Raw genomic sequence first — 25,585 nt, 5'->3', positions numbered from 1 at the left:
GTTAAATCATCAAATATAATTGATGTGATCAAAAAACCGGATAATACAAAGAATATATCTACGCCTAAAAAACCGCCTTTGAATAGCTCATAACCAGAAAGTGATAATTTTGCATGATAAAAAATCACAGCCAAAACAGCTATGGCTCGTAACCCATCCAACTCAGATCTATATCTCATACCATGGGACATAAAAATCTCTAATGACAAATAAAATTATTTGAGATTGATTATATACAAAAGCATCTATTCCTGTAAATCAATCAGACAACAATATAATTTATATTGTATTTATTTCAGAACAAGTTTAATGCCGACACAACGCCGCCCTAAACACAATAACGCACATTCTTATTATTATATGAAACGTAAAGGTAGCGACATACGGGTCTGTGAGAGGAAACATTGCTAAATTCAAACACCTGTCAATATGACGAGTTCAGCAAATATGGTAGAATATACCAATAACTACGTTGTGAGACTACGATCATGAACCCTATCAATCAGGAAAAGCTGCTTGCCCAGGCGGAGAGCCTGTGCCAACAACGTAACGTCCGGCTGACACCGCAACGTCTTGAAGTATTACGATTAATGGCACAGCAACCCGGTGCAATCAGCGCTTATGACCTGTTAGATCTGCTGCGTATTTCTGAGCCGCAAGCAAAGCCACCTACGGTTTATCGCGCTTTGGATTTCTTGTTGGAACAAGGGTTTATTCACCGCGTAGAATCAGCGAACAGCTATGTGTTGTGTCATCATTTTGAAGAACCAACTCATACTTCTGCGCTTTTCATCTGCGATCGCTGCAAGATTGTGACAGAACGTACCACCGTCGGTATCGAAGAAGCCTTGGCGCTGTTAGCAAAACAGTCGGGTTTTACCCTACGTCATAGTGTGGTTGAAGCTCATGGTTTATGTGCGGAATGTGGGGAAGTTGAAGCCTGTGAAAACCATGAACATTGTGACCACGACCATTCTATCGCGACAAAAAAGAAATAACCCTCTGGCGATATAATCAAACTGTCGCGAGAAAAGCGGCAGTATTGAGTGGAACCTACTTATAAAAAATTTACCACCTAAATCCAATATAATGAATGTGGTTCATAATATATAACCAAGTGAAAAATAATAAAATATAAATAAGACACTTCCTTGTGCCCATATCGATATAAATAGAGGAGTAGCAGAGCACCCTTATTAAAACAATGATAACTATTCGATGTAATAGAAATTAATACGCTACTAATAGAAAGTGTCATTTAATAATGTGTACTCTGCAAAATGAGCGATCCGATAAATTTATATCAATATCAGTTTAAGTCCATTTAACGCTGTTACCAGCGATATTTACTGTGGTCTTCCCAGGCTTTAACTTCTTTTTCGGCTTGCTCTTTCTGGTAGCCGTATTTCTCCTGGATTTTACCCACCAACTGGTCACGCTTACCTTCAATGACGGTCAGGTCATCATCAGTCAACTTGCCCCATTTCTCTTTCACTTTACCTTTAAACTGCTTCCAGTTACCGTCGGCTTGATCTTTATTCATAATATCTCCGTTACCTTGGGATTAGTCAGTTTATTTGATTCAATACGGTAAATATCTTTTCTCAAAAACAACTTTTATTTAAATCAGTCACTCACGGTCATAATTTAAATTAAATATTATTGTTTCGCTTACCGTATGAATAACTATAGCAGAGGATACTGACAATTAAAGTCTGATTAATATTATTCACTGTTACTATGGCAATAAACCAAAAATAAACATCAGTAATATTCAGTTAAAACAGTAGGTAATAGCTTATTATCGGAATGCTCTCAAACTAAATAGGATAAATATTATAAAGGTTAAAAGAGTAATATACCCTTCTTGCTCGAAGGGTATATATGCGCACTAAAATCAGATCCAGTCGCCATTGCGGATGACACCAACAGCCAAGCCTTCAATAGTGAAGCTTTGCTCACGCAGATCGACCACAATCGGCTGGAACTCACTGTTTTCTGGGAGAAGTTGTACGATATTACCTTGTTTTTTCAAACGTTTTACCGTCACTTCATCATCAATTCGCGCAACAACCACTTGCCCATTACGCACATCCTGAGTTTTATGCACCGCCAACAAGTCACCATCCAGAATACCGATATCTCTCATCGACATCCCATTAACCCGCAGCAAAAAATCTGCACTCGGCTTAAACATGGAAGGATCAACTTTGTAATGCCCTTCGATGTGTTGTTGGGCTAACAGCGGCTCACCTGCGGCAACCCGGCCAATCAGTGGCAGACCATCTTCTTCTTCCATCAATAGACGGATACCACGGGAAGCGCCGGAGACAATCTCAATAACGCCCTTACGAGCCAGTGCTTTTAAATGCTCTTCAGCGGCGTTAGGAGAGCGAAATCCCAGACGCTGCGCTATTTCGGCACGGGTCGGTGGCATACCTGTTTGCGCTAGGTGATCGCGCACCAGGTCATAAACCTCTTGCTGTCTGGTAGTAAGTGCTTTCATTCCGCCCCCTGTTTGTTTATACAGTCTTGCTGTGAGTATATACAGGTAAGCGGATGTTGGGAACCAAAGAGTAAATAAAAACAGGGATTAATCACTGTTTACATCAACAGCGTTGATTAACCAACATGTTGCCAAAGCACGGTTATCCATATAAATAGCGCCAATAAAATGGCCAGAGACACGGCGGCAGAGCCCATATCTTTAGCCCGGCCTGATAGTTCGTGAAATTCACTGCCGATGCGGTCCACCACGGCTTCTATGGCACTATTAATGATTTCGATAATAATCACTAAAACAACACTGCCAATCAATAAAATCCGTGCTATAGCATCTACATCCAGCCAGAAGGCCAGTATGATAGCGGATATGGCGGCCACCACTTCTTGACGAAATGCGGCTTCATTTTTCCAAGCTGCGGTTAAGCCTTTAACAGAATAACCCGCTGCTTTATAGATTCGGGTTAATCCTGTTGATTGGTTCGCCATATTTTATTGCCTTTATCTTAAGTTAATGATGATTTTTGCCGTTTTCTGTTGTCTCATCACCACAGATCTCAAAACCACTTTCTGGTATCCTTGCGACGAATTGCTAACAAGAGGCTTCATGTAGTTATGTCAGGTTGGCGTAAAATATATTATAAGTTGTTGAATTTACCACTTAAACTGTTGGTAAAAAGCAAGGTTATTCCGGCAGATCCTGTGACTGAGTTAGGGTTAGACCCGTCTCGTCCTATTCTGTACGTTTTACCTTACAATTCTAAGGCTGATTTGCTGACTTTGCGAGCGCAATGTCAGGCGCAGGATCTGCCCGACCCATTGATTCCATTGGAAATCGATGGCGTGAGCCTTCCCAGCCATGTCTTTATCGATAACGGCCCGCGGGTATTTCGCTATTACGCCCCGAAACAGGAATCGGTCAAGCTATTCCACGATTATCTGGATCTGCATCGCAATAATCCGGAGCTGGATATCCAAATGCTGCCGGTCTCGGTGATGTTTGGCCGCTCTCCGGGGCGTGAAGGCCATGGTACGCCACATCTGCGCGTATTAAACGGCGTGGAAAAATTCTTTGCAGTATTGTGGCTGGGCCGCGATAGCTTTGTGCGTTTTTCGACCACGGTATCACTGCGCCGAATGGCCAGTGAGCATGGTACCGATAAAACCATCGCCCACAAATTGGCACGTGTAGCTCGGATGCATTTCTCGCGTCAGCGGTTAGCTGCGGTTGGCCCGAGCCTACCGGCCCGTCAGGATTTGTTCAAAAAACTGTTAACTTCCAAAGCAATTGAAAAAGCAGTCGCCGATGAAGCGCGCACTAAGAAAATCTCTCACGAGAAAGCGCAACAAAACGCCATTACGCTGATGGAAGAAATAGCCGCCGACTTCTCTTATGAAGCCGTGCGTCTGTCTGACCGAGTATTGAGCTGGACGTGGAACCGTTTGTATCAGGGCATTAATGTCCACAATGCAGAGCGCGTGCGGCAGCTGGCGCAAGATGGCCATGAAATCGTCTATGTGCCTTGCCATCGCAGCCATATGGACTATCTGCTGCTCTCCTACGTGCTTTATCATCAAGGGCTGGTGCCGCCGCATATTGCTGCCGGTATTAACTTGAATTTCTGGCCGGCTGGCCCGATTTTCCGCCGTCTGGGCGCGTTCTTTATTCGCCGCACCTTTAAAGGCAATAAACTCTATTCAACTGTGTTTCGTGAATATCTGGGCGAATTATTCACCCGTGGTTATTCAGTGGAATACTTTGTTGAAGGTGGGCGCTCACGGACTGGCCGCCTGCTGGAGCCTAAAACCGGCACATTGTCGATGACGATACAGGCCATGTTGCGTGGCGGTTCGCGCCCAATCACCTTGGTGCCGATTTATATCGGCTACGAACATGTGATGGAAGTGGGGACTTACGCCAAAGAATTACGTGGCGCGACCAAAGAGAAAGAGAGCCTGTTGCAGATGCTGCGGGGCTTGCGCAAGCTGCGTAATCTCGGCCAGGGTTATGTCAACTTTGGTGAGCCAATCCCGTTGACCACCTATCTGAACACCAATGTGCCACAGTGGCGTGATGCTATCGACCCCATCGAAGCACAGCGCCCAAGCTGGCTGACACCGGCAGTGAATGATTTGGCTGGCCAGATTATGGTCCGGATTAACAATGCGGCGGCAGCTAATGCCATGAACTTGTGTTCGACGGCATTGTTAGCCTCACGTCAGCGCTCACTAACTCGCGAGCAACTGCTCGAGCAACTCGAGTGCTATTTGCAACTGATGCGCAATGTGCCTTATGCCAAAGATGTCACCGTGCCGGATAAGACGCCGGAAGAGTTACTTAATCACGCCTTGAATATGAATAAGTTTGAGGTGGAAAAAGACAATATTGGTGACATTATCATCCTGCCACGGGAACAAGCCGTGCTGATGACCTACTATCGCAATAACATCCAGCATTTGCTGATATTGCCATCACTCATTGCCAGTATGGTCATGTATCAACGGCGTATTACTCGTGCCGAGTTATTGCGTCAAATCAGCATGATCTACCCGATGCTGAAAGCTGAATTATTCCTGCATTACAGTAAAGAACAATTGCCACAGACATTGGACACGCTGATTGATGAACTGGCCCGCCAGCAGTTAATTTGTGACAAAGGGAATGAATTGGTGTTGAACCCGGCCCGTATTCGCCCGCTGCAATTACTGGCCGCCGGGGTGCGCGAAACCCTGCAACGTTATGCGATTACCCTTTCGTTACTCAGTGCCAACCCAAGTATTAACCGGGGTGCATTGGAGAAAGAGAGCCGCATTATGGCGCAGCGCTTGTCTGTTCTGCATGGGATTAACGCACCGGAATTCTTCGATAAAGCGGTGTTCTCCACCCTGGTGGGCACATTGCGCGAAGAGGGTTATATCAGTGATAGCGGTGATGCAATTCAGGAACATACGCTGGAAGTTTACAATATGCTGAGCGCATTGATGACACCGGAAGTGAAGCTGACGATTGAGAGTGTCAGTATGCCGGCGGAAACCAATAACCTACTGCCAGAGGCAGAGGATAAAGAAGATAACTAATTCCTCACCGCGCTAAGCAAAAACAACCATGGCCAGGTTCATCATCTGGCCATTTTTTTGACTGTTTTCCAGAGGCGTATTTACGGCCAATAACTAATCAAAATCCCTAAAAATAACACTAATCCCACATAATTATTATTCAAAAACGCGCGGAAACAGGGGTCACGTTCACGCCCGGCAATCATCTTCTGTTGGTGGACAAACAATGCGCCAGCCAGCAGGATGGCCCAGTAAAATGCGCCCCCCAAATGCATCAGCCAGCCAATCGCCACCATTAAAACTAATGTCGCCAGTTGCAGCAAACCAATAATCAGTTTGTCATGCTGACCAAATAAAATGGCGGTCGACTTAACACCAATCTTCAGGTCGTCGTCACGGTCAACCATGGCATATTGGGTGTCATAAGCCACCGTCCAGCAGATATTTGCTAACAATAACAACCAGCAAACCAGTGGTAAACTTTCACTCACCGCAGCAAACCCCATCGGGATTGACCAGCCAAAAGCCGCGCCCAGCACCACCTGCGGCAAGTGTGTCACCCGCTTCATGAAAGGGTAAACCCAGGCTAATGCCAGTGCCGCCAGTGACAGCCATATGGTCATGCTATTGAGCGTGAGTACCAGCCCAAATGAGAGCAACACCAAGATAATAAACAGGATTTTGCTTTCTTTCTCACTGATGAGGCCACTGGGTAATGGCCGTGATGCGGTGCGTTTCACAAAGCCATCAATATTGCGGTCAGCATAATCATTGACGACACAACCGGCGGCGCGCATGAAAAAGACACCCAAGACAAAAACAATCAATATTTTGGTGTCGGGAATGCCTTTCCCTGCCAACCATAATGCCCACAGTGTCGGCCATAGCAGTAATAATGAGCCAATGGGTTTATCGATCCGCATCAAACGGCAATAAGCCCGCCATTTGCTCTGAACATGATTTCCCTTCAATTTCTCACTCTCCAAAATCTCACCACCCCTTAAATCAAATACAGCGGCGAAGCCGGTAAAAAAACTTCAGTCAGTAACAGGGGTTTACCTGACAGGCGCAGTAATGAACGGCGCGCCCAAAGCTCATTCTGCCGCCCTACTTGAATATAATCTCGGGTTAAATGATTACCACCAAATAAATAGCGCCCCAGAGGTAATGTGCCTAAATCCACCAGCGCCCGATCAGGGCCAGACAGTGTTTCTTCGGGGATGATAGTACGCCCCAGTAGCCACGGCTGATTATCACCACACAACACAATCTCGCGCAGCCAATAGCGCTGACTTGCAGGCAGGTGTTCAGCCTCTTCCCCTAATTCATCACGGGTAATAAAGCATTCCCGTCGCGGTTCGACATGAACTTGCTGACAATGTTGCTCAAAACGCCGGGTCATCGACCCTAACTCCATTAGCCAGTCAGCGACATCGGCAGGAATATTTGGCTGCTCAATGGCATACCATTGGATAGGTTTTAAAATTGATGCATCGCCGGTAGACATACGGCCCGCTCCCTGCCGAGGAAAAAACAGTTGCTAAATAGGAAGCCATTGTAACGCAGAATGGGTATCCCGCTACATCTGGCTGCTTTTTTATTGCGACCAATAAAAATCAAATCAAGATTTAAGTTTTGGTATATTCCTCAATATGCTCAAGGATAAATCTAACCCTTATGTTTATTCCCCAACCTTGATAACCGCTGAATTCATCTGTGGGTGAATAATATCCATCATAGGCTTTATCGAAATCGATCGGGTAAAAAGTGTTGGTTTTTTCATCATATATAATATTATTAAAATTCAAGTCATCATGGACGATATTGTAATATCCGAGGTCAGCCAGCATGTTTAAAAATCTTTCCTTGGCGTTTGGCGGGTAAATTTTGCTGTTGATTTCCGCCAGCGTTTTTCCTTGCACCCGGTACATTCTGATATAATTTTGATTTTTATAGTTAATTAGCTCGGCTGCACCTTCTCCATAGTAACGATTAAAAAACTCAACTTCTTTCACATGCACATCCGTTAAAAGTACCCTATCGTGAGTGGTGAGTTTCTTTATAACAAAGCCGGGGTTATTGGCATCAAGATAGACCTCTCCGACCATTCCACTGCCAATTTTTCTACCTAATTTGATCTCAGGGTTAAATTCAAGACTAGCCCCCTTTGATTGACCGCCCCCACCTCCCAGCAACCTACCGGTTTTGATAAATTCAGGGCCTTCTTTCAAAACAAGCCCCAAGTCTTGGCCGGTGGCTAAATCAACTTCCCAGTAAGCGCCACTGCCTCCCTGCCTGACCCAAGCTTCACGTGTTCCGCCGGGTACTGAGGGGTCTTTAAGTCGAACCTGCTGCACTTCGGTTAGCTTTCCATGCAAGTTTTGTATCGTCTGGCGCATCGGCTCAAGGGCTTCTTCGAGTGGGTTTATTTCAACCTCATGCTGCGCGACTGTCGGGGTTTCATTCGGGATAACTTCCCCTCCCTCAACTGACAAACTGGGGGATAGCGTAGAATCAACAGCTTGCGGGGAATTTTCTATCATCTTCACGCCCCTTTCCATGCCCCTAAGCTGGCCTGCCTCCATCACCATAGCCGTCATACCGGCCGCCATGTTCTCCTTTTCATTGCGGTAGCGCGGGCCTTCCACTCGGGCGATGGTGCACATCGGATTCGGGAGCGGGAGTTTACAGACCCAATGATTTTCCAAGGATGTCCAGGCATTGCCCCAGAAGCGGGCATTCTCAGATTCTGGCTGATAGGCTTGGGCAAGCTCATCGATTTTAAATAACAGCATAATGCCCTCTGGTCGCTCTCCGCTATTGATTAACACCTCAATCGCCTGCGCCCAAATGGCTGGGTGGGATCGTACCTGAGCATAATATTCGGCTTTTTTCGCATCCAGCGTATCAAACACATTAATCAGCCTGCCGTTATTGCCAACCATAGACATCTTGGCAACAAAGTGATTGCTGGCATTGCGACGCCGTTTAAATTCATCAAAAGGTGAGCCAAATTCTTTCTGTGGATAACCATGTTGGAGATCACGACGATAGGTATATTTCCTAGGGAAATCAATGTTCTTTACGCCATTTTCTTGCAGGATATCTCTTATCGCCTGCTCTTCGTCAAAAGCCGCAGGAGGATGGCGATAAGCCAAACGCATATCAAGATAATCCAATTGCCGCTCTAGCTTTTCTTGCTCAGTTTTATATTGTCTGGAATGAGCCAAAGCATGTAAGGGCTGACTGAGTTCAGGAAATTGAGCCAGCCATTTTAGCTCTGACAAAAATCTTTCTTGTTCTAAATCAATAGCAGTCCCGTCAATAATATTCCCTGCCAATAGTTTTACCAGGCTAAAGGTAGTCTGCACGGCCTCAGGTAAATCGGACTCATTCATTGGTTCGGCAATACGCTTGAAGGCGCGTGCGATTTGCCCTAAGGTCAACATCTTGATTTCATTAGATTGGCTGAAATGGGATAAGAAAATGATGGTCGGGTTGTAGCCTGCACCCCCAGTTTTTCGCAAGTGCTTTTCTTCCTCAATCAATAAGTCATATAACTGTTCGGTATTCTTGCCGTCCAATTCATCAAGTGCCTTCCCCTGCAATCGATAATAAATATTGAGGGTTGTTTGGAGTGAAAACGCCAAGCTGCCAACCGGATGCTGGAGAGCAAGAAATTGAGTCAAATCCTGCTGGCTACAAGCATCAAAACCAATCAGGCCACACCCGGTTAAAATTATCTCTGGTAATAGGCTTGTCAGGTAACTCCCCTGCGCATTTTGTGGGGTAAATCCGTTGGCGAGATAAGCCTCATCCGATTGCACTATGGCGGGTAAAGCATTCATTCCTTCATGAATGACTCTTAACGCCTTACTGGCGCTAAAAATCGGCTGCCCTGGTTCATCCAGTTGGCCCATTCCCCAATCCGCTAATTCATTAGCGGAGATACCCGTGATGTCACCATAGCGATTGCCATAATGGGAATGGTTATAAAGTATTGCCGCCTGCATGCGGATTTCTTTATGTTCAACCCGATAAATTGAAGCAGATAATTCAGCCAGAGTGGGCTGACTCTCTTGATGCAGCCACCAGACAAGGCTCAGGGCGGCGAGCGGAGTGAGTTCTTCTTCCGTAGATAGAGTCAGGCCTTTTTGGAATAACTTAAAAAGTACCTCCCGTTCCAAACTGGCTATCCGGGCTTTTTGGTATCCTTGCTCCGCTGTTAACCCCGCTCTTAAATGCAGTAAATCATCCAAACTCTCCGCAAATTCAACCTCTTCTGCGTCATAGAGTTGCAGGTAAAGGTCCACAATTCTTCCCATCCGCGCATCACTGATTTGAGAGAATTGTTGAACCCAAATTGTCTGATCTATTTTTCGAGAATTATCAATTAATTGCATTGCCTGACTAAACACCGGCCCAGAGGTCGAACTTACATTGGGTAGTTTGTCTGCCATTTTTTCCAATAACAGATGATCTCTGGCTGTCACTTTGACGGGGAGTTCAAGGGAATCAGCATGTTGGGTGATGGTCGTGTGTGGGGCGAGGGAATGATTTTCTTCTGCAAAGGGTGCTGAACAAGGCAGTACTGCAATCCATAGGCAAAATTGAGTTTTCTTAAACATCAATTAGTTCCTTTAATTGAATACTTGAACAAGAAGAGCCGTTAACTATGACTCTCCGGTAGCTAATCCAAGATACTGCTACCGGCTCAATGACAGGACTTGTAGATTATTATTTATCTTTTGTTTGCCCACATTGAGCAAAGCGCCGCGAGCTAAGTCAGACTGAGTGCATACAGCGCGCAGTAGTCGAGTATAAGACCCAACGAAAAAAGGTGTGCCAAGGCACACCAATCATCCAGCCATATTCGGCAGTGCCGGGATTTACCCCTTGCCTTTTACACTACCAATAAAGGTTTTTCGGGCTGAAGTTGAGCCCAAATGTTCCGCTTCGTTCAACAATTTCAGCGCCTTATCGACATCACCGGATTTCACCGCGTCTTTAATCGCCTGGTTGAAGTAGTTTTCAGTCTCGCTCAGCATTGGCTCTGCGGGTTTTGTCGGTGCAGGCGCTGCGGCTGGCGCAGGTTGCACAGCGCTACCCACCACGACAGGAGCTGAAGCTGGCGCTGATTGAATAAAGCCAATCATTACGTTGCCCAAACCTTGCTCAGCGGTCGCTTTAATTCTTAAATTACCAGTCGGAGCATGTTTAGCAATCGGGTCTGGAATATCCGGCACCGCATTACCCACGCCCATCGCATAAGCTTTAGCCGGGTCCAGAAGCTTGGTGGTTTTAGCCAAGTCATCACGGGTGGTGTAAACCAGCAGATAGATTTGTTTTTGACCCAATGCTGGAGTCAGTTTCATTACCCCTTGCAGGCGATCACTGGTCATGATGCCCGCTTTTTCATAAGTGAAATAGCTGGACGGGTAATAAGCCGCTGGGCGCATTTGCTCGTCTAACACTAATACGCTCGGGGAAAATAGTTGATTATCAGTCACTAAGCTGCTGAGCGTAATCTCCATCGATCCACGATCGGCAGGTAAAGCAAAAGCAGCCACCGCCCCTTCCACATTCCCCTGAGAGATTTGCGGGCTGGCAGTAGTGAGTTTGATATCTTGCGTCGCCGGTGGCACCAAAGGCTGCCAAGGTAACTGTTGTAATGTTGCGGTACTGATCGTTGGCGCGATGGAAACATTCGCCGGAGAAATGGTTTGCTCCGCATGCACTGCCAGAGGTGCGGTGACCCCCAGAGCCAATGCCAGACAGAGTGTCAGCAGATTCTTTTTCATTATTGTACCCTCATACATTGAGCGTCGGCGCTAACTGTGCCAGGCAAGGTCGGTAAAGTCAGCGAATTATTTAGGGTATATCGCGTTATCTGGTTAGAGGCGGGCCGTAGCCCGCCTCATCAAAATAGTACAGCCGCCCCAAAGGACGGCTGCATCACTGCTGTTACCACCAGGCTTCGAATTGAGCACCGAAGGTGACTTCATTATTTTTGCCGCGGCTGTTGGTACCAATAGTGCCGTTTTGCGCTAAACCATTGTCCGCGCTACCACGAACATCGTTATAGCCCCACTTCTCATCCCAGTTAGCATAAGTTGCGAAGACGCGAATCGCCGGACGTGACCAGATGCTATCGCCAGCCTGCCATTGTTGTGCCAGAGTCAGTTTGTACTGGCCGTTACGCTCGCCAGTTTTTTGTGACTTAACATTGTCATAGCCTGCTTCCAACAAGGTACTCATGATTGGCGTCCATTTGTACATTGGGCGCACACCCACGCTGTACCAAGTGGTGCCGTTGTTGTTGTCCCAATCAGTATCCTGATACAGGCCGACATACATCATGTCCCACTTCTCAGCCAGATTAATGGCACCGTGGTCGATAACCCGCAGTCTGTGGCCGTTGTTATTAACGTTTGCCCCTTCAGAGTGACCTGATTGTGCTGATGTCATGGCATCTGTTGCGTACTGCACCACAAACTTGTTAAAGCCGCCCATCATGCTTTGGGTATGCTCAACAGTGAGCATCACACCATCTTTAGAGGCATCTTTTGCTAACGCGTAATCTTTCTGAGTATTAGCGCGACCATAATCCACACCAAACTCCAAAGTACCGCCTGGGTTAGTTTCTATACCCGCTAAACGGATGTCATACACATCGTTGGCCGTGTGGTCGGCATCTTTACGTGCATTATCAATCCAGGCGCTTGAACCGCCCGCTTCTGAGTTACGAGTTGCTGCCACAGATAATTTACCGAAGCCCAGATCAATAGCCTCTAAACCTGCACCTGGGCCAGAGATATCCCAGTAGTAGAAGTCAATCATATGGACGTCATGACGTTGGTAGAAGCGTTTACCGGCCCACATGGTGGAGCCAGGTAATGCGTCGATCAGATTTTTACCCTGCACGTTGGCTTCACGGAATGCCGGTTCGGTGGATTCCCAGTCATTCTGTTGCGAAACGGAATAGGCTACGTTGGTATCTAAGTAGAAGCTCTTATCGCCTTCTTTCCACAGCTCTTGGCCTAATTTAATTTCCGCATAAGTTTCACATTCGTTACCCAGACGGTATTTACTTTGAGCACCAGTTGCTTTGAAACATTGTTGTTCACCGCCACTTCCCGTCCAACCGATACCGGAACGCGCATACCCGTGGAAATCAACAGCCATAGCTTGAGTGGAAAGGACACCAGCGGCAACAGCCAGTGCTATCGGTAACTTGCGCAGAGTAATCATCAGTAATCTCCTGTTATATTTGCCTGTCGGCATGCGTGCTTAACATTTGCCGTCACCTGACGTCGCGGTAACTAAACGCCCAGTTCTTGGTACAGCCGCTTACACGCAGAGCCATCTTCACGGAACAGATGACAGCGATATGGCGGCAGACCGATGGCGAATGTTGCACCTTCTTCTACCAGCACCACGTCGTTCTGGCGGTAGACCAGGTTTTGACGTATTGCAGGGATTTGGATGTGAATTTGTGTCTCATTACCCAGTTGCTCCACCACCTGAATCTCGCCTTCCAGCGTGACTTCAGAGGCACTGCTTGGCAGCAGATGTTCCGGGCGAATACCCAAAGACATATTTGCGCCGACCTGAACCCGGTCGCCTTCAACCGGCAGCCACACTAACTGACCATTTGGATTGGGCAGTTCAATCTGCACCTGACGAGGTTCAACGGCAGTCACTTTCACCGGTAAAAAATTCATTTTTGGCGAGCCGATAAAGCCCGCAACAAAACGATTAGCTGGGTAGTGGTACAGCTCAAGTGGCTTACCGACTTGCGCCACATTGCCCGCATCCAACACCACAATTTTATCGGCCAAGGTCATGGCTTCGACCTGATCGTGGGTGACGTAAATCATGGTGCGTTGCAGGCGCTTATGCAGGCGCGATATCTCGATGCGCATCTGAACCCGCAGTGCCGCATCCAGGTTGGAAAGCGGTTCGTCGAGCAGGAAAACATCCGGCTCTGCGACCAAAGTCCGGCCAATCGCCACCCGCTGGCGCTGACCGCCTGATAAAGCCTTAGGCCGCCGTTCCAACAAGTGAGCCAGTTGCAGCACTTCAGCGACCTGATTCACTCGCTGGTTAATTTCTGCTTTCTTCGCACCGGCCAATTTCAAGCCGAAAGACATGTTCTCTGCCACAGACAAATGGGGATAAAGCGCATATGACTGGAACACCATGCCGATACCGCGCTCAGACGGCGGCACTTCATTCATCCGCTTACCACCAATCAACAACTCACCCGAGGTAATGTCCTCAAGCCCGGCAATCATCCGCAACAGTGTTGATTTCCCACAGCCGGATGGCCCAACAAATACCACAAACTCACCGTCATCAATTTCCAGATTGATGTCTTTGGAAATCACAGCCTCACCAAAGGCTTTATAAACGCCGCTCAGCGTTACATTAGCCATCTGTTACTCCTTTGCTTACGCAAACAACTTTTCATATGAACCTGACTGAAGAAAAATGGCGGAAGCAAATTCCGGCATGACCCATCGATTACTCCCAGCCCCTGATGACTCTCTTGCAGCGCGCCGTACCGCCATGCTTGCACAAGGTTGCCCCGGACGACGTCGCGGCCTGAGTATAGGGCCGCACGTTGCTTAACGCTGCAACGTCCCTTTCTGGCTGAGTAATAATTAACCGAACAACCACGTTTTGTTGGTGAACGCATGGCAAAGATGCTGAGTTTCAAGGGTACCGATGTTGTTTCAATGACGGTGCCGCTTTTCGATGTTGCCGATAATGCGGGAGCCACACTATTTGGTAATCATCCGTAACAAGGTTTTTCATGGGGGAGGAGATGGGAGGATGAAAGAACGCCCCTAAGGAGCAGAAGTTCCATCACAAATACAAATACGTGATCAGCCACGCAAATTTCGACCTACATTATTGTGTCTGACACCACAGAATAGGCAGCAGTGTTAAGTGGGTCACAATAACTCGTCGGGGGGCGTAGAGAGGGGGAGGATGATGGTGTATCCAGTTGTGACTCAATATGTCAGCGTAATGTATTAGTCTCTGTAATAAATAAATGTATGTAATGACTCACAAGAAAGTCGGTACCCACAAAATTGGATAAAAGGATTGGATTATGACTCGCAGCTTCACAAAATCCGGCATTGGTAAGACCGCACGTGTTTTGGCCCTTTCAGCGCTAACCACGCTGGTGCTCTCTTCCTCTGCTTTTGCCAAAATTGAAGAAGGTAAGCTGGTTATCTGGATCAATGGCGATAAAGGCTATAACGGGCTGGCAGAAGTCGGTAAGAAATTTGAGAAAGATACCGGCATCAAAGTCACTATCGAGCACCCAGATAAACTAGAAGAAAAATTCCCACAAGTGGCTGCCACTGGCGATGGCCCGGACATTATCTTCTGGGCACATGACCGCTTTGGCGGCTACGCGCAATCGGGCTTATTGGCCGAACTGCACCCGTCTAAAGCTTTCCAGGACAAACTGTTCCCGTTCACCTGGGATGCCGTTCGCTTTAATGGCAAACTGATTGGTTACCCGGTGGCGGTCGAAGCACTGTCGCTGATTTACAACAAAGATCTGGTTAAAGAAGCACCGAAGACTTGGGAAGAAATTCCAGTATTGGATACCGCACTGCGCGCCAATGGCAAGAGCGCCATCATGTGGAACCTACAAGAACCCTACTTCACCTGGCCACTTATCGCCGCTGACGGCGGTTACGCTTTCAAATCTGAAAACGGTGTCTATGACGTCAAAAACGTCGGTGTGAATAATGCCGGTGCGAAAGCGGGTCTGCAATTTATTGTTGATTTAGTGAAGAACAAACACATCAATGCCGATACAGATTACTCCATCGCAGAAGCGGCCTTTAACAAAGGCGAAACCGCGATGACCATCAATGGCCCGTGGGCATGGTCCAACATTGATAAGAGCAAAATCAACTACGGCGTGACCTTGCTGCCAACTTTCCACGGCCAGCCTTCCAAGCCGTTCGTGGGTGTTCTGACTGCCGGTATTAACGCCGCCAGCCCGAATAAAGAACTGGCGACTGAATTCCTGGAAAACTATCTGATAACTGACCAAGGCTTGGCTGAAGTCAATAAAGACAAACCTCTGGGCGCTGTTGCATTGATTTCATACCAAGAACAACTGGCAAAAGATCCGCGGATTGCAGCCACCATGGATAACGCCACTAAAGGCGAAATCATGCCAAATATTCCGCAAATGGCGGCCTTCTGGTATGCAACCCGCAGCGCGGTGTTGAACGCCATTAGTGGGCGTCAAACTGTAGAAGCTGCGCTGAACGATGCAGCGGCACGTATCGTCAAATAATAGTTTCACCTGCAAAAGGGGCGCGGTTCGCCGCGCCCTGACACAGTTTTCAGTCGTAGAAGTCGCTAATAGAATGAGCTTAAGGGAACATTATGCAGTTATCCCACACCGAGTTTGAAAGCCGTAAAAAGAAAACCGCCTGGTGGCAAAGTGATGTGTTTAAGTGGCTGATTATTGGCACCTTAAGCTTGTTCACCTGCTATTTAATTGTGTTGATGTATGCTCAAGGTGAATATCTTTTTGCCATTGTGACACTGATTCTGGTGAGTCTGGGGCTGTATGTTTTCGCCAATCGCCGTGCTTATGCCTGGCGCTATGTTTACCCCGGCGTGGCGGGGATGGGGCTGTTTGTTCTGTTTCCATTGATTTGCACTATCGCCATCGCTTTTACTAACTACAGCAGTACCAACCAGTTAACTTTTGAACGCGCCCAATCCGTGTTGATGGACCGGCAATTTCAGACAGGTAAAACCTATACTTTTGGTCTATATCCAAGCAATGACCAATGGCGGTTACAGCTCACTAACCCGGATGACAATACCCTCTTGGTTTCTGAACCTTTCAGCCTGAGTGCCACAGGCGAGCAAAAAATAAATGTGGTGCCAACCAGCACAAAGCAAACTGCCGAACAAGCTTCCTTGCGTATCATTACCCAAAATCGTCAGGCGCTCAGTGGATTGGTGGCAATCTTACCGGGTGGCGGTGAACTGCGCATGAGCTCACTGCGCCAATTTGCCGGCACCAGCCCGCTCTATAAGCTCGGCGCTGACGGTAAGGAATTGATTAATCAGCAGACTGGCGTGATCTACCGGCCAAATATTGATGTCGGTTTCTATCAGGCTATCAATGCTGACGGGCAGTGGGAGAATGAAAAACTCAGCCCCGGTTTTACCGTCACTATTGGCTGGAAAAACTTCCTACGGGTGCTGCATGACGAAGGCATTCAGAAGCCTTTCATCTCAATATTTATCTGGACCATTATTTTCTCATTGCTGACAGTCGTGCTGACAGTGACGGTGGGTATGGTGCTGGCCTGTGTAGTGCAATGGGATTCCCTGAAAGGCAAAGCCGTTTATCGGGTGTTACTTATCCTGCCCTATGCCGTGCCCGCGTTTATTTCCATATTGATTTTCAAAGGGTTATTTAACCAAAGTTTCGGTGAAATCAACCTGATGCTCAACCATTTGTTTGGTATCAAACCGGCCTGGTTTAGCGACCCTATTACCGCCAAGAGCATGATACTGATCGTCAATACCTGGCTCGGTTACCCTTACATGATGATTCTGTGCATGGGGTTGTTGAAAGCCATTCCTGATGATTTATATGAGGCATCGGCAATGGATGGCGCAGGCCCATTCCAGAACTTCTTCCGCATCACTTTACCTTTGCTGATTAAGCCACTGACGCCGTTGATGATTGCCAGTTTTGCCTTTAACTTTAACAACTTCGTGCTGATTCAGTTATTGACCAATGGTGGCCCAGACATGATTGGCACCACCACTCCTGCGGGGTATACCGACTTACTGGTCAGCTACACCTACCGTATTGCCTTTGAAGGCGGCGGCGGGCAAGACTTTGGTTTGGCGGCGGCAATTGCAACACTGATTTTCATCTTGGTAGGCGCGCTTGCGATACTGAATTTGAAAGCCAGCAAAATGAATTTTGATTAAGGAGGAGAGGCAGATGGCCATGGTTCAACCTAAATCCCAGCGTTTGCGTCTATTAGGCACCCATTTTCTGATGCTGTGCTTTATCGCGCTGATTATGTTCCCGCTGCTGATGGTCATTACCATCTCGCTGCGGCCCGGCAACTTCGCCACCGGCAGCTTGATTCCCGATCAGATTTCTTGGGAACACTGGAAGCTGGCGCTGGGTATGAGTGTGACACACGCCGATGGCAGTGTGACGCCGCCGCCATTCCCAGTGATGCTGTGGCTATGGAATTCCATCAAGATTGCGGTTATTACCGCCATTGGGATTGTTACCCTCTCCACCACCTGTGCTTATGCCTTTGCCCGCATGCGTTTTCGCGGCAAAAGCAGCCTGTTGAAAGGGATGTTAATCTTCCAAATGTTCCCGGCGGTACTGTCTTTGGTCGCGCTATATGCTTTGTTTGACCGCCTCGGGCAATATCTGCCATTTATCGGGTTAAATACGCATGGCGGGGTGATTTTTGCTTATATGGGCGGGATCGCCCTGCATGTCTGGACCATCAAAGGCTATTTCGAAACCATTGATAACTCACTGGAAGAAGCCGCAGCCCTGGACGGCGCGACACCATGGCAAGCTTTCAGACTGGTGCTATTGCCGCTGTCTGTGCCGATTTTAGCCGTGGTCTTTATTCTGTCATTTATTGCCGCCATTACTGAAGTTCCGGTCGCTTCATTGTTATTGCGGGACGTGAACAGTTACACCCTGGCGGTGGGTATGCAGCAGTATCTGAATCCGCAAAACTATCTGTGGGGCGATTTTGCCGCTGCCGCCGTGCTATCGGCCATTCCGATCACCGCCGTCTTCCTGCTGGCACAGCGCTGGCTGGTCGGTGGTCTCACGGCGGGTGGCGTGAAAGGTTAAAATTTTTCGTACGTTTATGCCGCTGCTTCAATTGCTGTACTTTAATTCTCTGGTTCTGTGTCTTTAGGGCGGCCGTCATGGCCGCCATTTTTATTCGCGTTTTAGCCGATCGGTATTGGCTAAATACAACGTCACCACCAGCAGCAATATGGAACCGGCATAAATCAGCGTATCAATCGGATTTTCATGATCGACAATGATCAGCCGGATAATCGCGGTGATCCCGATATAGATAAAATAGCGCAATGGAAAGTGATAACCGGACTCAAAGTACTTAACAATCAACGCAATAAATTCGAAGTACAGGAAGTAAATCACAATCCCTTCAATCAGCATGTAAGAAGACGCATCCTGATTATTGACGAACAATACCTTCCCAAGATGGAAGGTTTCTTTTATCAGAAAGACCACCAAAATAGCGGCCAATGCAATTAACCCCACATTCAGTAAACGCTGTAGATTCTTGGCTATCCACTGTGAACGCGAATTTTTGGCCATAAATAATCCTATTGAAAGTAGGTGAAATAATCCGGGCCGAAAAAAAGCCCCTTACATCAGTAAGGGGCTAATAAGCGCGGATCAAGGAGCTTAGCCCGTTAGCTTAACGCCAGTTCTTGAAACGGTTAATCAACGCATTGGTAGAACTGTCGTGGCTGGTCACATTTTTATCATCAGCCAGTTCTGGCAAAATGCGGTTCGCCAGTTGTTTACCCAGCTCTACACCCCATTGGTCAAAGGTATAAATGTTCAGGATAATCCCTTGCGTGAAGATTTTATGCTCATACAGCGCAATCAAGGCCCCCAAGCTAAACGGCGTGATTTCACGTAGCAAAATGGAGTTGGTTGGGCGGTTGCCTTCGAACACTTTGAATGGCGCAACATGAGCCACTTGCTCAGGTGTTTTGCCCGCAGCGGCAAATTCAGCTTCAACTTCATCCAAGGTTTTGCCGAAAGCCAGCGCTTCAGTTTGGGCGAAGAAGTTAGACAGCAACTTCGCGTGGTGATCACTCAGTGGGTTATGACTGATAGCCGGTGCGATAAAGTCACAAGGAACCAATTTAGTGCCCTGATGAATCAACTGGTAAAACGCATGTTGGCCATTGGTGCCGGGTTCGCCCCAGATAATCGGGCCAGTCTGGTAATCAACCGGGTTGCCATTACGGTCAACATATTTACCGTTGGATTCCATATTGCCCTGCTGGAAGTAAGCCGGGAAACGGTGCATATATTGGTCATAAGGCAGGATAGCTTCGGTTTCTGCACCAAAGAAATTGTTATACCAGATGCCAATCAATGCCAACAGAATCGGCAGATTCTGCTCGGCCGGAGTTTCTTTAAAGTGTTTATCCATGGCGTGTGCGCCACTGAGCAGCTCTTCAAAATGCTCAAAGCCCACGGACAGCGCGATAGACAAGCCGATAGCGGACCACAGGGAATAACGGCCACCGACCCAATCCCAGAATTCAAACATATTGTCAGTATCAATACCAAACTCGCCTACGGCTTTGGCGTTGGTCGATAATGCGGCAAAGTGTTTCGCAACATGCTTCTCATCACTGGCGGTGGACAAGAACCAGTCACGGGCGCTATGTGCGTTGGTCATGGTTTCTTGGGTAGTGAAAGTTTTTGACGCCACCAGGAACAGCGTGGTTTCTGGGTTCAGCGGTTTCAAGGTTTCAGCAATATGAGTGCCATCAACGTTAGAAACAAAATGCATATTCAGGTGATTTTTGTATGGACGCAGCGCTTCGGTCACCATGTAAGGGCCGAGGTCAGAACCACCGATACCGATATTCACTACATCGGTAATTGCTTTGCCGGTATAGCCTTTCCAGTCACCACCAATGACGCGGTCACAGAACTGTTTCATTTTTGCCAGTACCGCATTCACTTCTGGCATCACATCTTTGCCATCGACCACGATGGGCGTATTGCTGCGGTTACGCAAAGCAACATGCAGTACCGCGCGATCTTCCGTGCGGTTAATTTTCTCACCGGAAAACATAGACTTAATTGCGCCCGCCAGATCAGTTTCTTTGGCCAGCGCTTGCAGTTTTTCCATGGTTTCACTGGTAATGCGGTTTTTGGAGAAATCCACCAGCATTTGATCGTCAAAAGTCGCTGAAAACTTGTTAAAACGCTGGTCGTCCTTGGCAAACAGACTGCTGATGGTGACGTCTTTCATCTGTTCAAAGTGTTGCTGTAACGCTTTCCAGGCAGCGGTTTGACTAGGATTAATATTTTTCATAGCGGCGCTCTTCTAGGCTTAAGGATTAATGAAACGAATACCCTGATTGTATCCTGTTACCCTGTGATTGAGATCTCTTTTCTTGCGATAGGTAATATCTCTCGAAACAACTTTTGATCTGCTCCCTGTTTTCTCAATATGGCAGCCCATCTTAAGACTTTTAATCATAATCTTAAGACTTTCAATCATAGCAGCCGCTCACATTCGGGCCAGTATCCAATCAATTTAGTGATATGAGGGAGCACATTATTAAATATGAAAATACCTCATAGCCATTTCATTGACAGAAAGTGGATAACCCGTTATTTCCTTGTACAGAGAAAAATACAGCCGACTACCCGAGATGGCATCTGACACGAGGTTTTTTAGATGATTTCCGCTTCACAACGACAGGCTTCACAACAACAGACTGACCCCCAACAGACTCGCAGCAAACCGACCTCCATTGTCGTCGCCAAATTTGGCGGGACTAGCGTGGCTGATTTTGATGCCATGAGCCGCAGCGCTGACGTAGTTTTATCGAACCCGGATGTTCGTTTGGTGATTTTGTCGGCTTCAGCCGGGATTACCAATTTGTTGGTTGCATTGGCCGATGGTTGCGAACAGGAAACACGTGCCCTTCATGTAGACGAAATCCGCCGTATTCAATACAGTATTCTCGCTAAACTTTCTGACCCCGCCGTTATCCGTGAAGAAATTGACCGCATGTTGGAGAACATTGCCATGCTGTCAGAAGCAGCTAGTCTGGCAACTTCGGCGGCACTGACCGATGAACTGGTCAGCCACGGCGAATTGATGTCGACCCTGCTATTTGTCGAACTGTTACGCCAACGTCAGGTCGAGGTGGAATGGTTTGATGTACGCAAAATCATGCGCACCAACGACCGTTTTGGCCGAGCCGAGCCGGACACCCAAGCATTGTCTGAACTGGCTCAGACCCAGTTAGCACCGCGTATCGAGCACGCCATTATCGTAACGCAAGGTTTTATCGGCAGTGAAAGTAAAGGCCGCACCACGACGCTTGGCCGGGGTGGCAGTGATTACACCGCCGCACTGCTGGGTGAAGCGCTGAATGTTAGTCGGATTGATATCTGGACGGATGTTCCGGGGATTTATACCACCGACCCACGGGTGGTTCCGGGCGCAAAACGCATTGATAAAATCGCCTTTGAAGAAGCGGCTGAAATGGCGACTTTCGGTGCCAAAGTGCTGCATCCCGCCACCTTATTACCGGCGGTGCGCAGTGATATTCCGGTGTTTGTCGGGTCAAGCAAAGATCCTGAGGCTGGCGGCACGCTGGTGTGCAATGAAACTTATAATCCTCCATTATTCAGGGCCTTGGCACTACGCCGCAAACAAACCCTGCTGACCCTGCATAGCCTGAATATGCTGCACGCACGCGGTTTTCTGGCGGAAGTTTTTAACATTTTGGCGCGTCACAATATCTCAGTTGATTTGATAACCACCTCTGAAGTCAGTGTGGCGCTAACACTGGATACCACAGGTTCGACATCAATCGGTGACAGCTTGCTGACTAGCTCGCTACTGACCGAACTCTCTTCTTTGTGCCGGGTTGAAGTGGAAGAAAACCTGGCATTGGTGGCAATTATCGGTAATAACTTGTCGCAAGCTTGCGGTGTGGGCAAAGAAGTATTCGGCGTGCTAGACCCATTCAATATCCGCATGATTTGCTACGGAGCTAGCAGCCACAACCTGTGCTTCCTGGTGCCGGGTAATGATGCAGAAAAAGTGGTACAAACGCTGCATCATAATCTGTTTGAATAACCATTGAGTCAGTGAAAGGCGCACCTCGGGGCACTCCGACGGCACATTTCCCCTTTCATTTGACTTTGCCAGCAGTTTGACCGGGCGCTTTCGTCCGGTTTTCTTATCTCTAACACTGACGATTAAGGACTCTCGCCTCATGTTAGTAAAAATCACCCGGCTGTTCCCTCTCTGGGCATTACTGCTCTCAATCGCGGCCTATTTCCGCCCCACAACATTTATTGGCATTGGCCCTTATGTTGGCCCACTGCTGATGCTGATTATGTTTGCTATGGGGGTCACTCTGCGGTTGGATGACTTCAAGCGGGTGTTATCACGCCCAGCACCGGTTGCGGCGGCAACTTTCCTGCATTATCTGATTATGCCGCTCACCGCCTGGATTCTGGCCATGCTGTTCCGTATGCCACCGGATTTATCTGCCGGTATGGTTCTGGTGGGCAGTGTTGCCAGCGGAACAGCATCTAATGTCATGATTTATTTAGCGAAAGGTGACGTTGCGCTCTCTGTGACTATCTCTGCGGTTTCGACCCTGGTGGGGGTGTTCGCCACCCCACTGCTGACGCGTTTATATGTTGATGCCACCATCAGTGTCGATGTGATTGGGATGCTGAAAAGTATCCTGCAAATTGTGGTTATCCCGATTACTGCGGGCTTAATTGTCCATCACACCTTTACCAAAACCGTGAAACGCATCGAACCTTACCTACCGGCGATGTCGATGGTCTGTATCGTCGCCATCATCAGCGGCGTGGTTGCTGGTAGCCAAAGCCACATTGCCTCGGTCGGTTTCGTGGTCATTATTGCGGTTATTCTGCATAACGGAATTGGTCTGTTAAGTGGCTATTGGGGCGGGAAACTGTTTGGCTTTGATGAGTCAACCTGCCGCACATTGGCGATTGAAGTCGGCATGCAAAACTCAGGGCTGGCCGCCACTCTGGGTAAAATTTACTTCTCACCACTGGCCGCACTGCCTGGCGCATTGTTCTCTGTTTGGCATAACCTATCGGGTTCACTGCTGGCGGGTTATTGGTCAGGCAAGCCGGTAAATAAAGACAAAGAGTAATTTAGCCTATTCACCATGCCCGCTAACAACGGGCATGTATTCCTTCCATTTTATCTTGCCACACTATTTCCCATTTAAATTTAACCAATAACATCCTGTATTGACCTGAATAGAGATTAAATAATTATAAAATTCATTATTTATCTGCCATCAAATATCAAAAAAACATTATATTTCTCTTTTCCCTGAATATAGCTTAATTCCCAAATCACCCTGCCGTTTTTACTTACCAGGGACGGTAATAGTGCTGCCCGTAAATTTGACTCAAGGATGGAGGAACTGAACCTATTCCGTCAGTGATCTCCCCTGCAGATATCATGATCAAAAAACGCACCGCATTATTTTTTTTATTGAGCACAGGCACCTACGCTAATACAACTCCGGGGATGGATATTCCCTCTCCGATCAATGAATCACGCCAAAACTTACAAAATAACAGCAATGAAGTTAATCAATTAATAGAAGAACGCCGTCAGCCTTATGCTAAGCAGCCTGAAGCAGAGATAGAGGCTCCCCAAAATAACGCCCCTGAATTAGACGATAACGCACAATGCCTCCCTATCAGTGGAGTTTATATTCAGGGAATTACCTTATTGACCTCGGCAGATTTAGAGTCATTAAGCGTAATACCCGAACAATGTATTAATAGCGAGCATGTCAATCTGCTGGCCCGAGAGCTCACTCAACTTTATCTTAGCAACGGCTATATTATGGCACGGGTCCAGTTTATTCCCCCCGACAAAGAGGGTGAACTGGGGCTGGATATCACTGAGGGCTTTATTGAGAGTATTGAAAGTGATGATCCAGAATTAAAGGGCGAAACTATTTTTCCCAATATATTGGGACACCCATTAAATATTAAACAGCTCGACCAAAATTTAGACCAAGCCAACCGCCTCCCCTCCAACAAAATTACTGTCGACATATTACCGGGAAGCCAATCTGGCGGGTCAATTCTAAAACTGAGTAATACCCGGTCAAAACCCTGGCATCTGATAAGCTCACTCGATAATTATGGTAATGAAAACACGGGGAAATGGCTGAGCCGAAATGCATTTTCTTTCGATAATCCGTTTGGATTATCAGACTCCATCAGCTTAAATATTTCCAGCACCACCGACAACGCTCAGAAAAACCACAGCCGTGCCTATTCACTCTTTTATTCAGTACCTTACGGTGCTTTAACCTTTAGTGGTTTTGCTAGTTACTCCGAATATCTTTATCCGGTGAAATTACAATTTAATACCATCGAACTCCAAGGTAAAACCCAACAGCATGGTTTACGCACTGATTATGTTTTCTATCGCGACAATGACCAGATTGATGGCTTAAGTGCCCAACTGACCTATAAACAAGCCAAAAACTACTTCGATGACCAGAAAATAACAGTCAGTAGCCCAACTCTGACGGTATTTGAATTAGGTATTAACCATTTGCATATCCTGCCCACAGGCATATTCAATGCAAATCTCAGTATTGAACAGGGATTATCGTGGTTGGGTGCCGATCAGAACCTGACAGCGAGTTATCAAGATAGCCAATTTACTAAAGCCAAAGCCACCCTCACCTCCAACCAATATTTCAAATTGTTCGATGACTTTTATCTGTTTAGCAATCAGTTCTATGGCCAATATACCCGCGACCGTTTACCCGGCGTTGAATGGTTGAGTATCACCGACAGCAATGCTGTTCGCGGCTTTAGCCGTAATAGCTTATCTGCAGATAACGGCTGGTATTTACAAAATACCCTATCTCGCAATTTCTCTCTCGGCAACACCACTATAACACCACGATTAGGGGCTGATGTGGGCCGTATTCAGCAACCATTGCAAGGCTGGAACAGCGCGATGGGCTTGAGTGCTGGCATCAATGTTAGCTACCGCGATATCAAACTGGATATTGAAGCCAGTCGTGGTCATTTACTGTCCGGTAAATCAGAAAATAAAGATCCGGTTCAAATTCTAGCGCGCTTTTCTTATTCCTTTTAATTAACCGCTGCCAGTGAAAACCAATTTTTATCAAC

General features: G+C 47.3%; 20 protein-coding genes and 1 pseudogene. 8 read left to right on the top strand and 13 right to left on the bottom strand.

Annotated elements, in window-relative coordinates:
* On the bottom strand, positions 1-191 hold a 191-nt coding region (locus FTA91_RS06910), incomplete at its 3' end, for an acyltransferase family protein (protein ID WP_222423184.1).
* 297 nt (positions 192-488) lie between these two features.
* Here FTA91_RS06910 and zur point away from each other — a divergent pair.
* Positions 489-998, top strand: coding sequence for a zinc uptake transcriptional repressor Zur (zur, locus tag FTA91_RS06905; protein WP_050115857.1), 510 nt, complete (start codon positions 489-491; stop codon positions 996-998).
* A 335-nt stretch (positions 999-1,333) separates the two neighbouring features.
* Here zur and FTA91_RS06900 read toward each other — a convergent pair whose 3' ends face one another.
* The 3 genes from FTA91_RS06900 to FTA91_RS06890 all read right to left on the bottom strand — a co-directional run bounded on the left by FTA91_RS06900 (position 1,334) and on the right by FTA91_RS06890 (position 2,991).
* Positions 1,334-1,543, bottom strand: coding sequence for a CsbD family protein (locus FTA91_RS06900; protein WP_004391853.1), 210 nt, complete (start codon positions 1,541-1,543; stop codon positions 1,334-1,336).
* A 354-nt stretch (positions 1,544-1,897) separates the two neighbouring features.
* On the bottom strand, positions 1,898-2,506 hold the full coding sequence (lexA, locus tag FTA91_RS06895; RefSeq protein WP_004704739.1) for a transcriptional repressor LexA: 609 nt from the start codon (positions 2,504-2,506) through the stop codon (positions 1,898-1,900).
* A 116-nt stretch (positions 2,507-2,622) separates the two neighbouring features.
* Positions 2,623-2,991, bottom strand: coding sequence for a diacylglycerol kinase (locus tag FTA91_RS06890; RefSeq protein WP_050115855.1), 369 nt, complete (start codon positions 2,989-2,991; stop codon positions 2,623-2,625).
* Between the two features lie 126 nt (positions 2,992-3,117).
* On the opposite strand from FTA91_RS06890, the gene plsB reads away from it, so the two are divergent.
* A complete protein-coding gene (plsB, locus tag FTA91_RS06885; protein WP_050115853.1) occupies positions 3,118-5,580 on the top strand; it encodes a glycerol-3-phosphate 1-O-acyltransferase PlsB in 2,463 nt (820 codons plus the stop codon).
* Between the two features lie 80 nt (positions 5,581-5,660).
* Here the strand turns inward: plsB and ubiA are convergent, their stop codons facing one another.
* The 7 genes and pseudogenes from ubiA to FTA91_RS20450 all read right to left on the bottom strand — a co-directional run bounded on the left by ubiA (position 5,661) and on the right by FTA91_RS20450 (position 14,241).
* Positions 5,661-6,530 (bottom strand): 4-hydroxybenzoate octaprenyltransferase, encoded by an 870-nt coding sequence (ubiA, locus tag FTA91_RS06880; RefSeq protein WP_050115911.1) that lies wholly within the window; start codon positions 6,528-6,530, stop codon positions 5,661-5,663.
* A gap of 29 nt (positions 6,531-6,559) precedes the next feature.
* Positions 6,560-7,066 carry a chorismate lyase gene (ubiC, locus tag FTA91_RS06875; protein WP_145583109.1) on the bottom strand — a complete coding sequence of 169 codons (507 nt, stop codon included), beginning with the start codon at positions 7,064-7,066 and terminating at the stop codon, positions 6,560-6,562.
* 121 nt (positions 7,067-7,187) lie between these two features.
* Positions 7,188-10,187 (bottom strand): serine/threonine protein kinase, encoded by a 3,000-nt coding sequence (locus FTA91_RS06870; protein WP_080983620.1) that lies wholly within the window; start codon positions 10,185-10,187, stop codon positions 7,188-7,190.
* A 261-nt stretch (positions 10,188-10,448) separates the two neighbouring features.
* On the bottom strand, positions 10,449-11,360 hold the full coding sequence (gene malM / locus FTA91_RS06865; RefSeq protein WP_174634991.1) for a maltose operon protein MalM: 912 nt from the start codon (positions 11,358-11,360) through the stop codon (positions 10,449-10,451).
* Positions 11,361-11,523: 163 nt separating this feature from the next.
* Positions 11,524-12,810, bottom strand: a complete 1,287-nt coding sequence (locus FTA91_RS06860; RefSeq protein WP_050115850.1) for a maltoporin — start codon at positions 12,808-12,810, stop codon at positions 11,524-11,526.
* A 71-nt stretch (positions 12,811-12,881) separates the two neighbouring features.
* The gene (malK, locus tag FTA91_RS06855; protein WP_050115849.1) at positions 12,882-13,997 is read right to left on the bottom strand and encodes a maltose/maltodextrin ABC transporter ATP-binding protein MalK; all 1,116 of its coding nucleotides are present in this window, start codon (positions 13,995-13,997) and stop codon (positions 12,882-12,884) included.
* A 15-nt stretch (positions 13,998-14,012) separates the two neighbouring features.
* Positions 14,013-14,241 (bottom strand): annotated as a pseudogene (locus tag FTA91_RS20450) (hypothetical protein).
* A 439-nt stretch (positions 14,242-14,680) separates the two neighbouring features.
* On the opposite strand from FTA91_RS20450, the gene malE reads away from it, so the two are divergent.
* From malE to malG, 3 genes are all read left to right on the top strand, one after another.
* The gene (gene malE, locus FTA91_RS06845) at positions 14,681-15,892 is read left to right on the top strand and encodes a maltose/maltodextrin ABC transporter substrate-binding protein MalE (protein ID WP_145534187.1); all 1,212 of its coding nucleotides are present in this window, start codon (positions 14,681-14,683) and stop codon (positions 15,890-15,892) included.
* A 92-nt stretch (positions 15,893-15,984) separates the two neighbouring features.
* Positions 15,985-17,562, top strand: coding sequence for a maltose ABC transporter permease MalF (gene malF / locus FTA91_RS06840; protein ID WP_050115847.1), 1,578 nt, complete (start codon positions 15,985-15,987; stop codon positions 17,560-17,562).
* A gap of 13 nt (positions 17,563-17,575) precedes the next feature.
* Positions 17,576-18,466 (top strand): maltose ABC transporter permease MalG, encoded by an 891-nt coding sequence (gene malG / locus FTA91_RS06835; RefSeq protein ID WP_050115846.1) that lies wholly within the window; start codon positions 17,576-17,578, stop codon positions 18,464-18,466.
* 90 nt (positions 18,467-18,556) lie between these two features.
* Here malG and psiE read toward each other — a convergent pair whose 3' ends face one another.
* Positions 18,557-18,964, bottom strand: a complete 408-nt coding sequence (psiE, locus tag FTA91_RS06830) for a phosphate-starvation-inducible protein PsiE (protein WP_050115845.1) — start codon at positions 18,962-18,964, stop codon at positions 18,557-18,559.
* Positions 18,965-19,067: 103 nt separating this feature from the next.
* A complete protein-coding gene (gene pgi, locus FTA91_RS06825) occupies positions 19,068-20,714 on the bottom strand; it encodes a glucose-6-phosphate isomerase (protein ID WP_145583107.1) in 1,647 nt (548 codons plus the stop codon).
* A gap of 369 nt (positions 20,715-21,083) precedes the next feature.
* Here pgi and lysC point away from each other — a divergent pair, with 369 nt between their 5' ends.
* From lysC to FTA91_RS06810, 3 genes are all read left to right on the top strand, one after another.
* Positions 21,084-22,499, top strand: a complete 1,416-nt coding sequence (gene lysC / locus FTA91_RS06820) for a lysine-sensitive aspartokinase 3 (protein ID WP_050115843.1) — start codon at positions 21,084-21,086, stop codon at positions 22,497-22,499.
* Between the two features lie 139 nt (positions 22,500-22,638).
* Positions 22,639-23,562: a ketopantoate/pantoate/pantothenate transporter PanS gene (panS, locus tag FTA91_RS06815; protein ID WP_050115842.1), complete on the top strand. Its 924-nt coding sequence runs from the start codon at positions 22,639-22,641 to the stop codon at positions 23,560-23,562.
* 317 nt (positions 23,563-23,879) lie between these two features.
* Entirely contained in the window at positions 23,880-25,550 is a 1,671-nt protein-coding gene (locus FTA91_RS06810; protein ID WP_145583105.1) for a ShlB/FhaC/HecB family hemolysin secretion/activation protein, read from the top strand.
* Positions 25,551-25,585 lie beyond the last annotated feature (35 nt).

It is taken from the genome of Yersinia thracica (assembly GCF_902170565.1).
GTDB lineage: Bacteria > Pseudomonadota > Gammaproteobacteria > Enterobacterales > Enterobacteriaceae > Yersinia > Yersinia thracica.
This window is presented reverse-complemented; position numbering and strand designations above follow the sequence as displayed.

Coding starts and splice junctions, on each gene's coding strand:
- zur (WP_050115857.1), top strand. CDS start 489: ATGAACCCTATCAATCAGGAAAAGCTGCTTGCCCAGGCGGAGAGCCTG.
- FTA91_RS06900 (WP_004391853.1), bottom strand. CDS start 1,543: ATGAATAAAGATCAAGCCGACGGTAACTGGAAGCAGTTTAAAGGTAAA.
- lexA (WP_004704739.1), bottom strand. CDS start 2,506: ATGAAAGCACTTACTACCAGACAGCAAGAGGTTTATGACCTGGTGCGC.
- FTA91_RS06890 (WP_050115855.1), bottom strand. CDS start 2,991: ATGGCGAACCAATCAACAGGATTAACCCGAATCTATAAAGCAGCGGGT.
- plsB (WP_050115853.1), top strand. CDS start 3,118: ATGTCAGGTTGGCGTAAAATATATTATAAGTTGTTGAATTTACCACTT.
- ubiC (WP_145583109.1), bottom strand. CDS start 7,066: ATGTCTACCGGCGATGCATCAATTTTAAAACCTATCCAATGGTATGCC.
- FTA91_RS06870 (WP_080983620.1), bottom strand. CDS start 10,187: ATGTTTAAGAAAACTCAATTTTGCCTATGGATTGCAGTACTGCCTTGT.
- malM (WP_174634991.1), bottom strand. CDS start 11,360: ATGAAAAAGAATCTGCTGACACTCTGTCTGGCATTGGCTCTGGGGGTC.
- FTA91_RS06860 (WP_050115850.1), bottom strand. CDS start 12,810: ATGATTACTCTGCGCAAGTTACCGATAGCACTGGCTGTTGCCGCTGGT.
- malK (WP_050115849.1), bottom strand. CDS start 13,997: ATGGCTAATGTAACGCTGAGCGGCGTTTATAAAGCCTTTGGTGAGGCT.
- malE (WP_145534187.1), top strand. CDS start 14,681: ATGACTCGCAGCTTCACAAAATCCGGCATTGGTAAGACCGCACGTGTT.
- malF (WP_050115847.1), top strand. CDS start 15,985: ATGCAGTTATCCCACACCGAGTTTGAAAGCCGTAAAAAGAAAACCGCC.
- malG (WP_050115846.1), top strand. CDS start 17,576: ATGGCCATGGTTCAACCTAAATCCCAGCGTTTGCGTCTATTAGGCACC.
- psiE (WP_050115845.1), bottom strand. CDS start 18,964: ATGGCCAAAAATTCGCGTTCACAGTGGATAGCCAAGAATCTACAGCGT.
- pgi (WP_145583107.1), bottom strand. CDS start 20,714: ATGAAAAATATTAATCCTAGTCAAACCGCTGCCTGGAAAGCGTTACAG.
- lysC (WP_050115843.1), top strand. CDS start 21,084: ATGATTTCCGCTTCACAACGACAGGCTTCACAACAACAGACTGACCCC.
- panS (WP_050115842.1), top strand. CDS start 22,639: ATGTTAGTAAAAATCACCCGGCTGTTCCCTCTCTGGGCATTACTGCTC.
- FTA91_RS06810 (WP_145583105.1), top strand. CDS start 23,880: ATGATCAAAAAACGCACCGCATTATTTTTTTTATTGAGCACAGGCACC.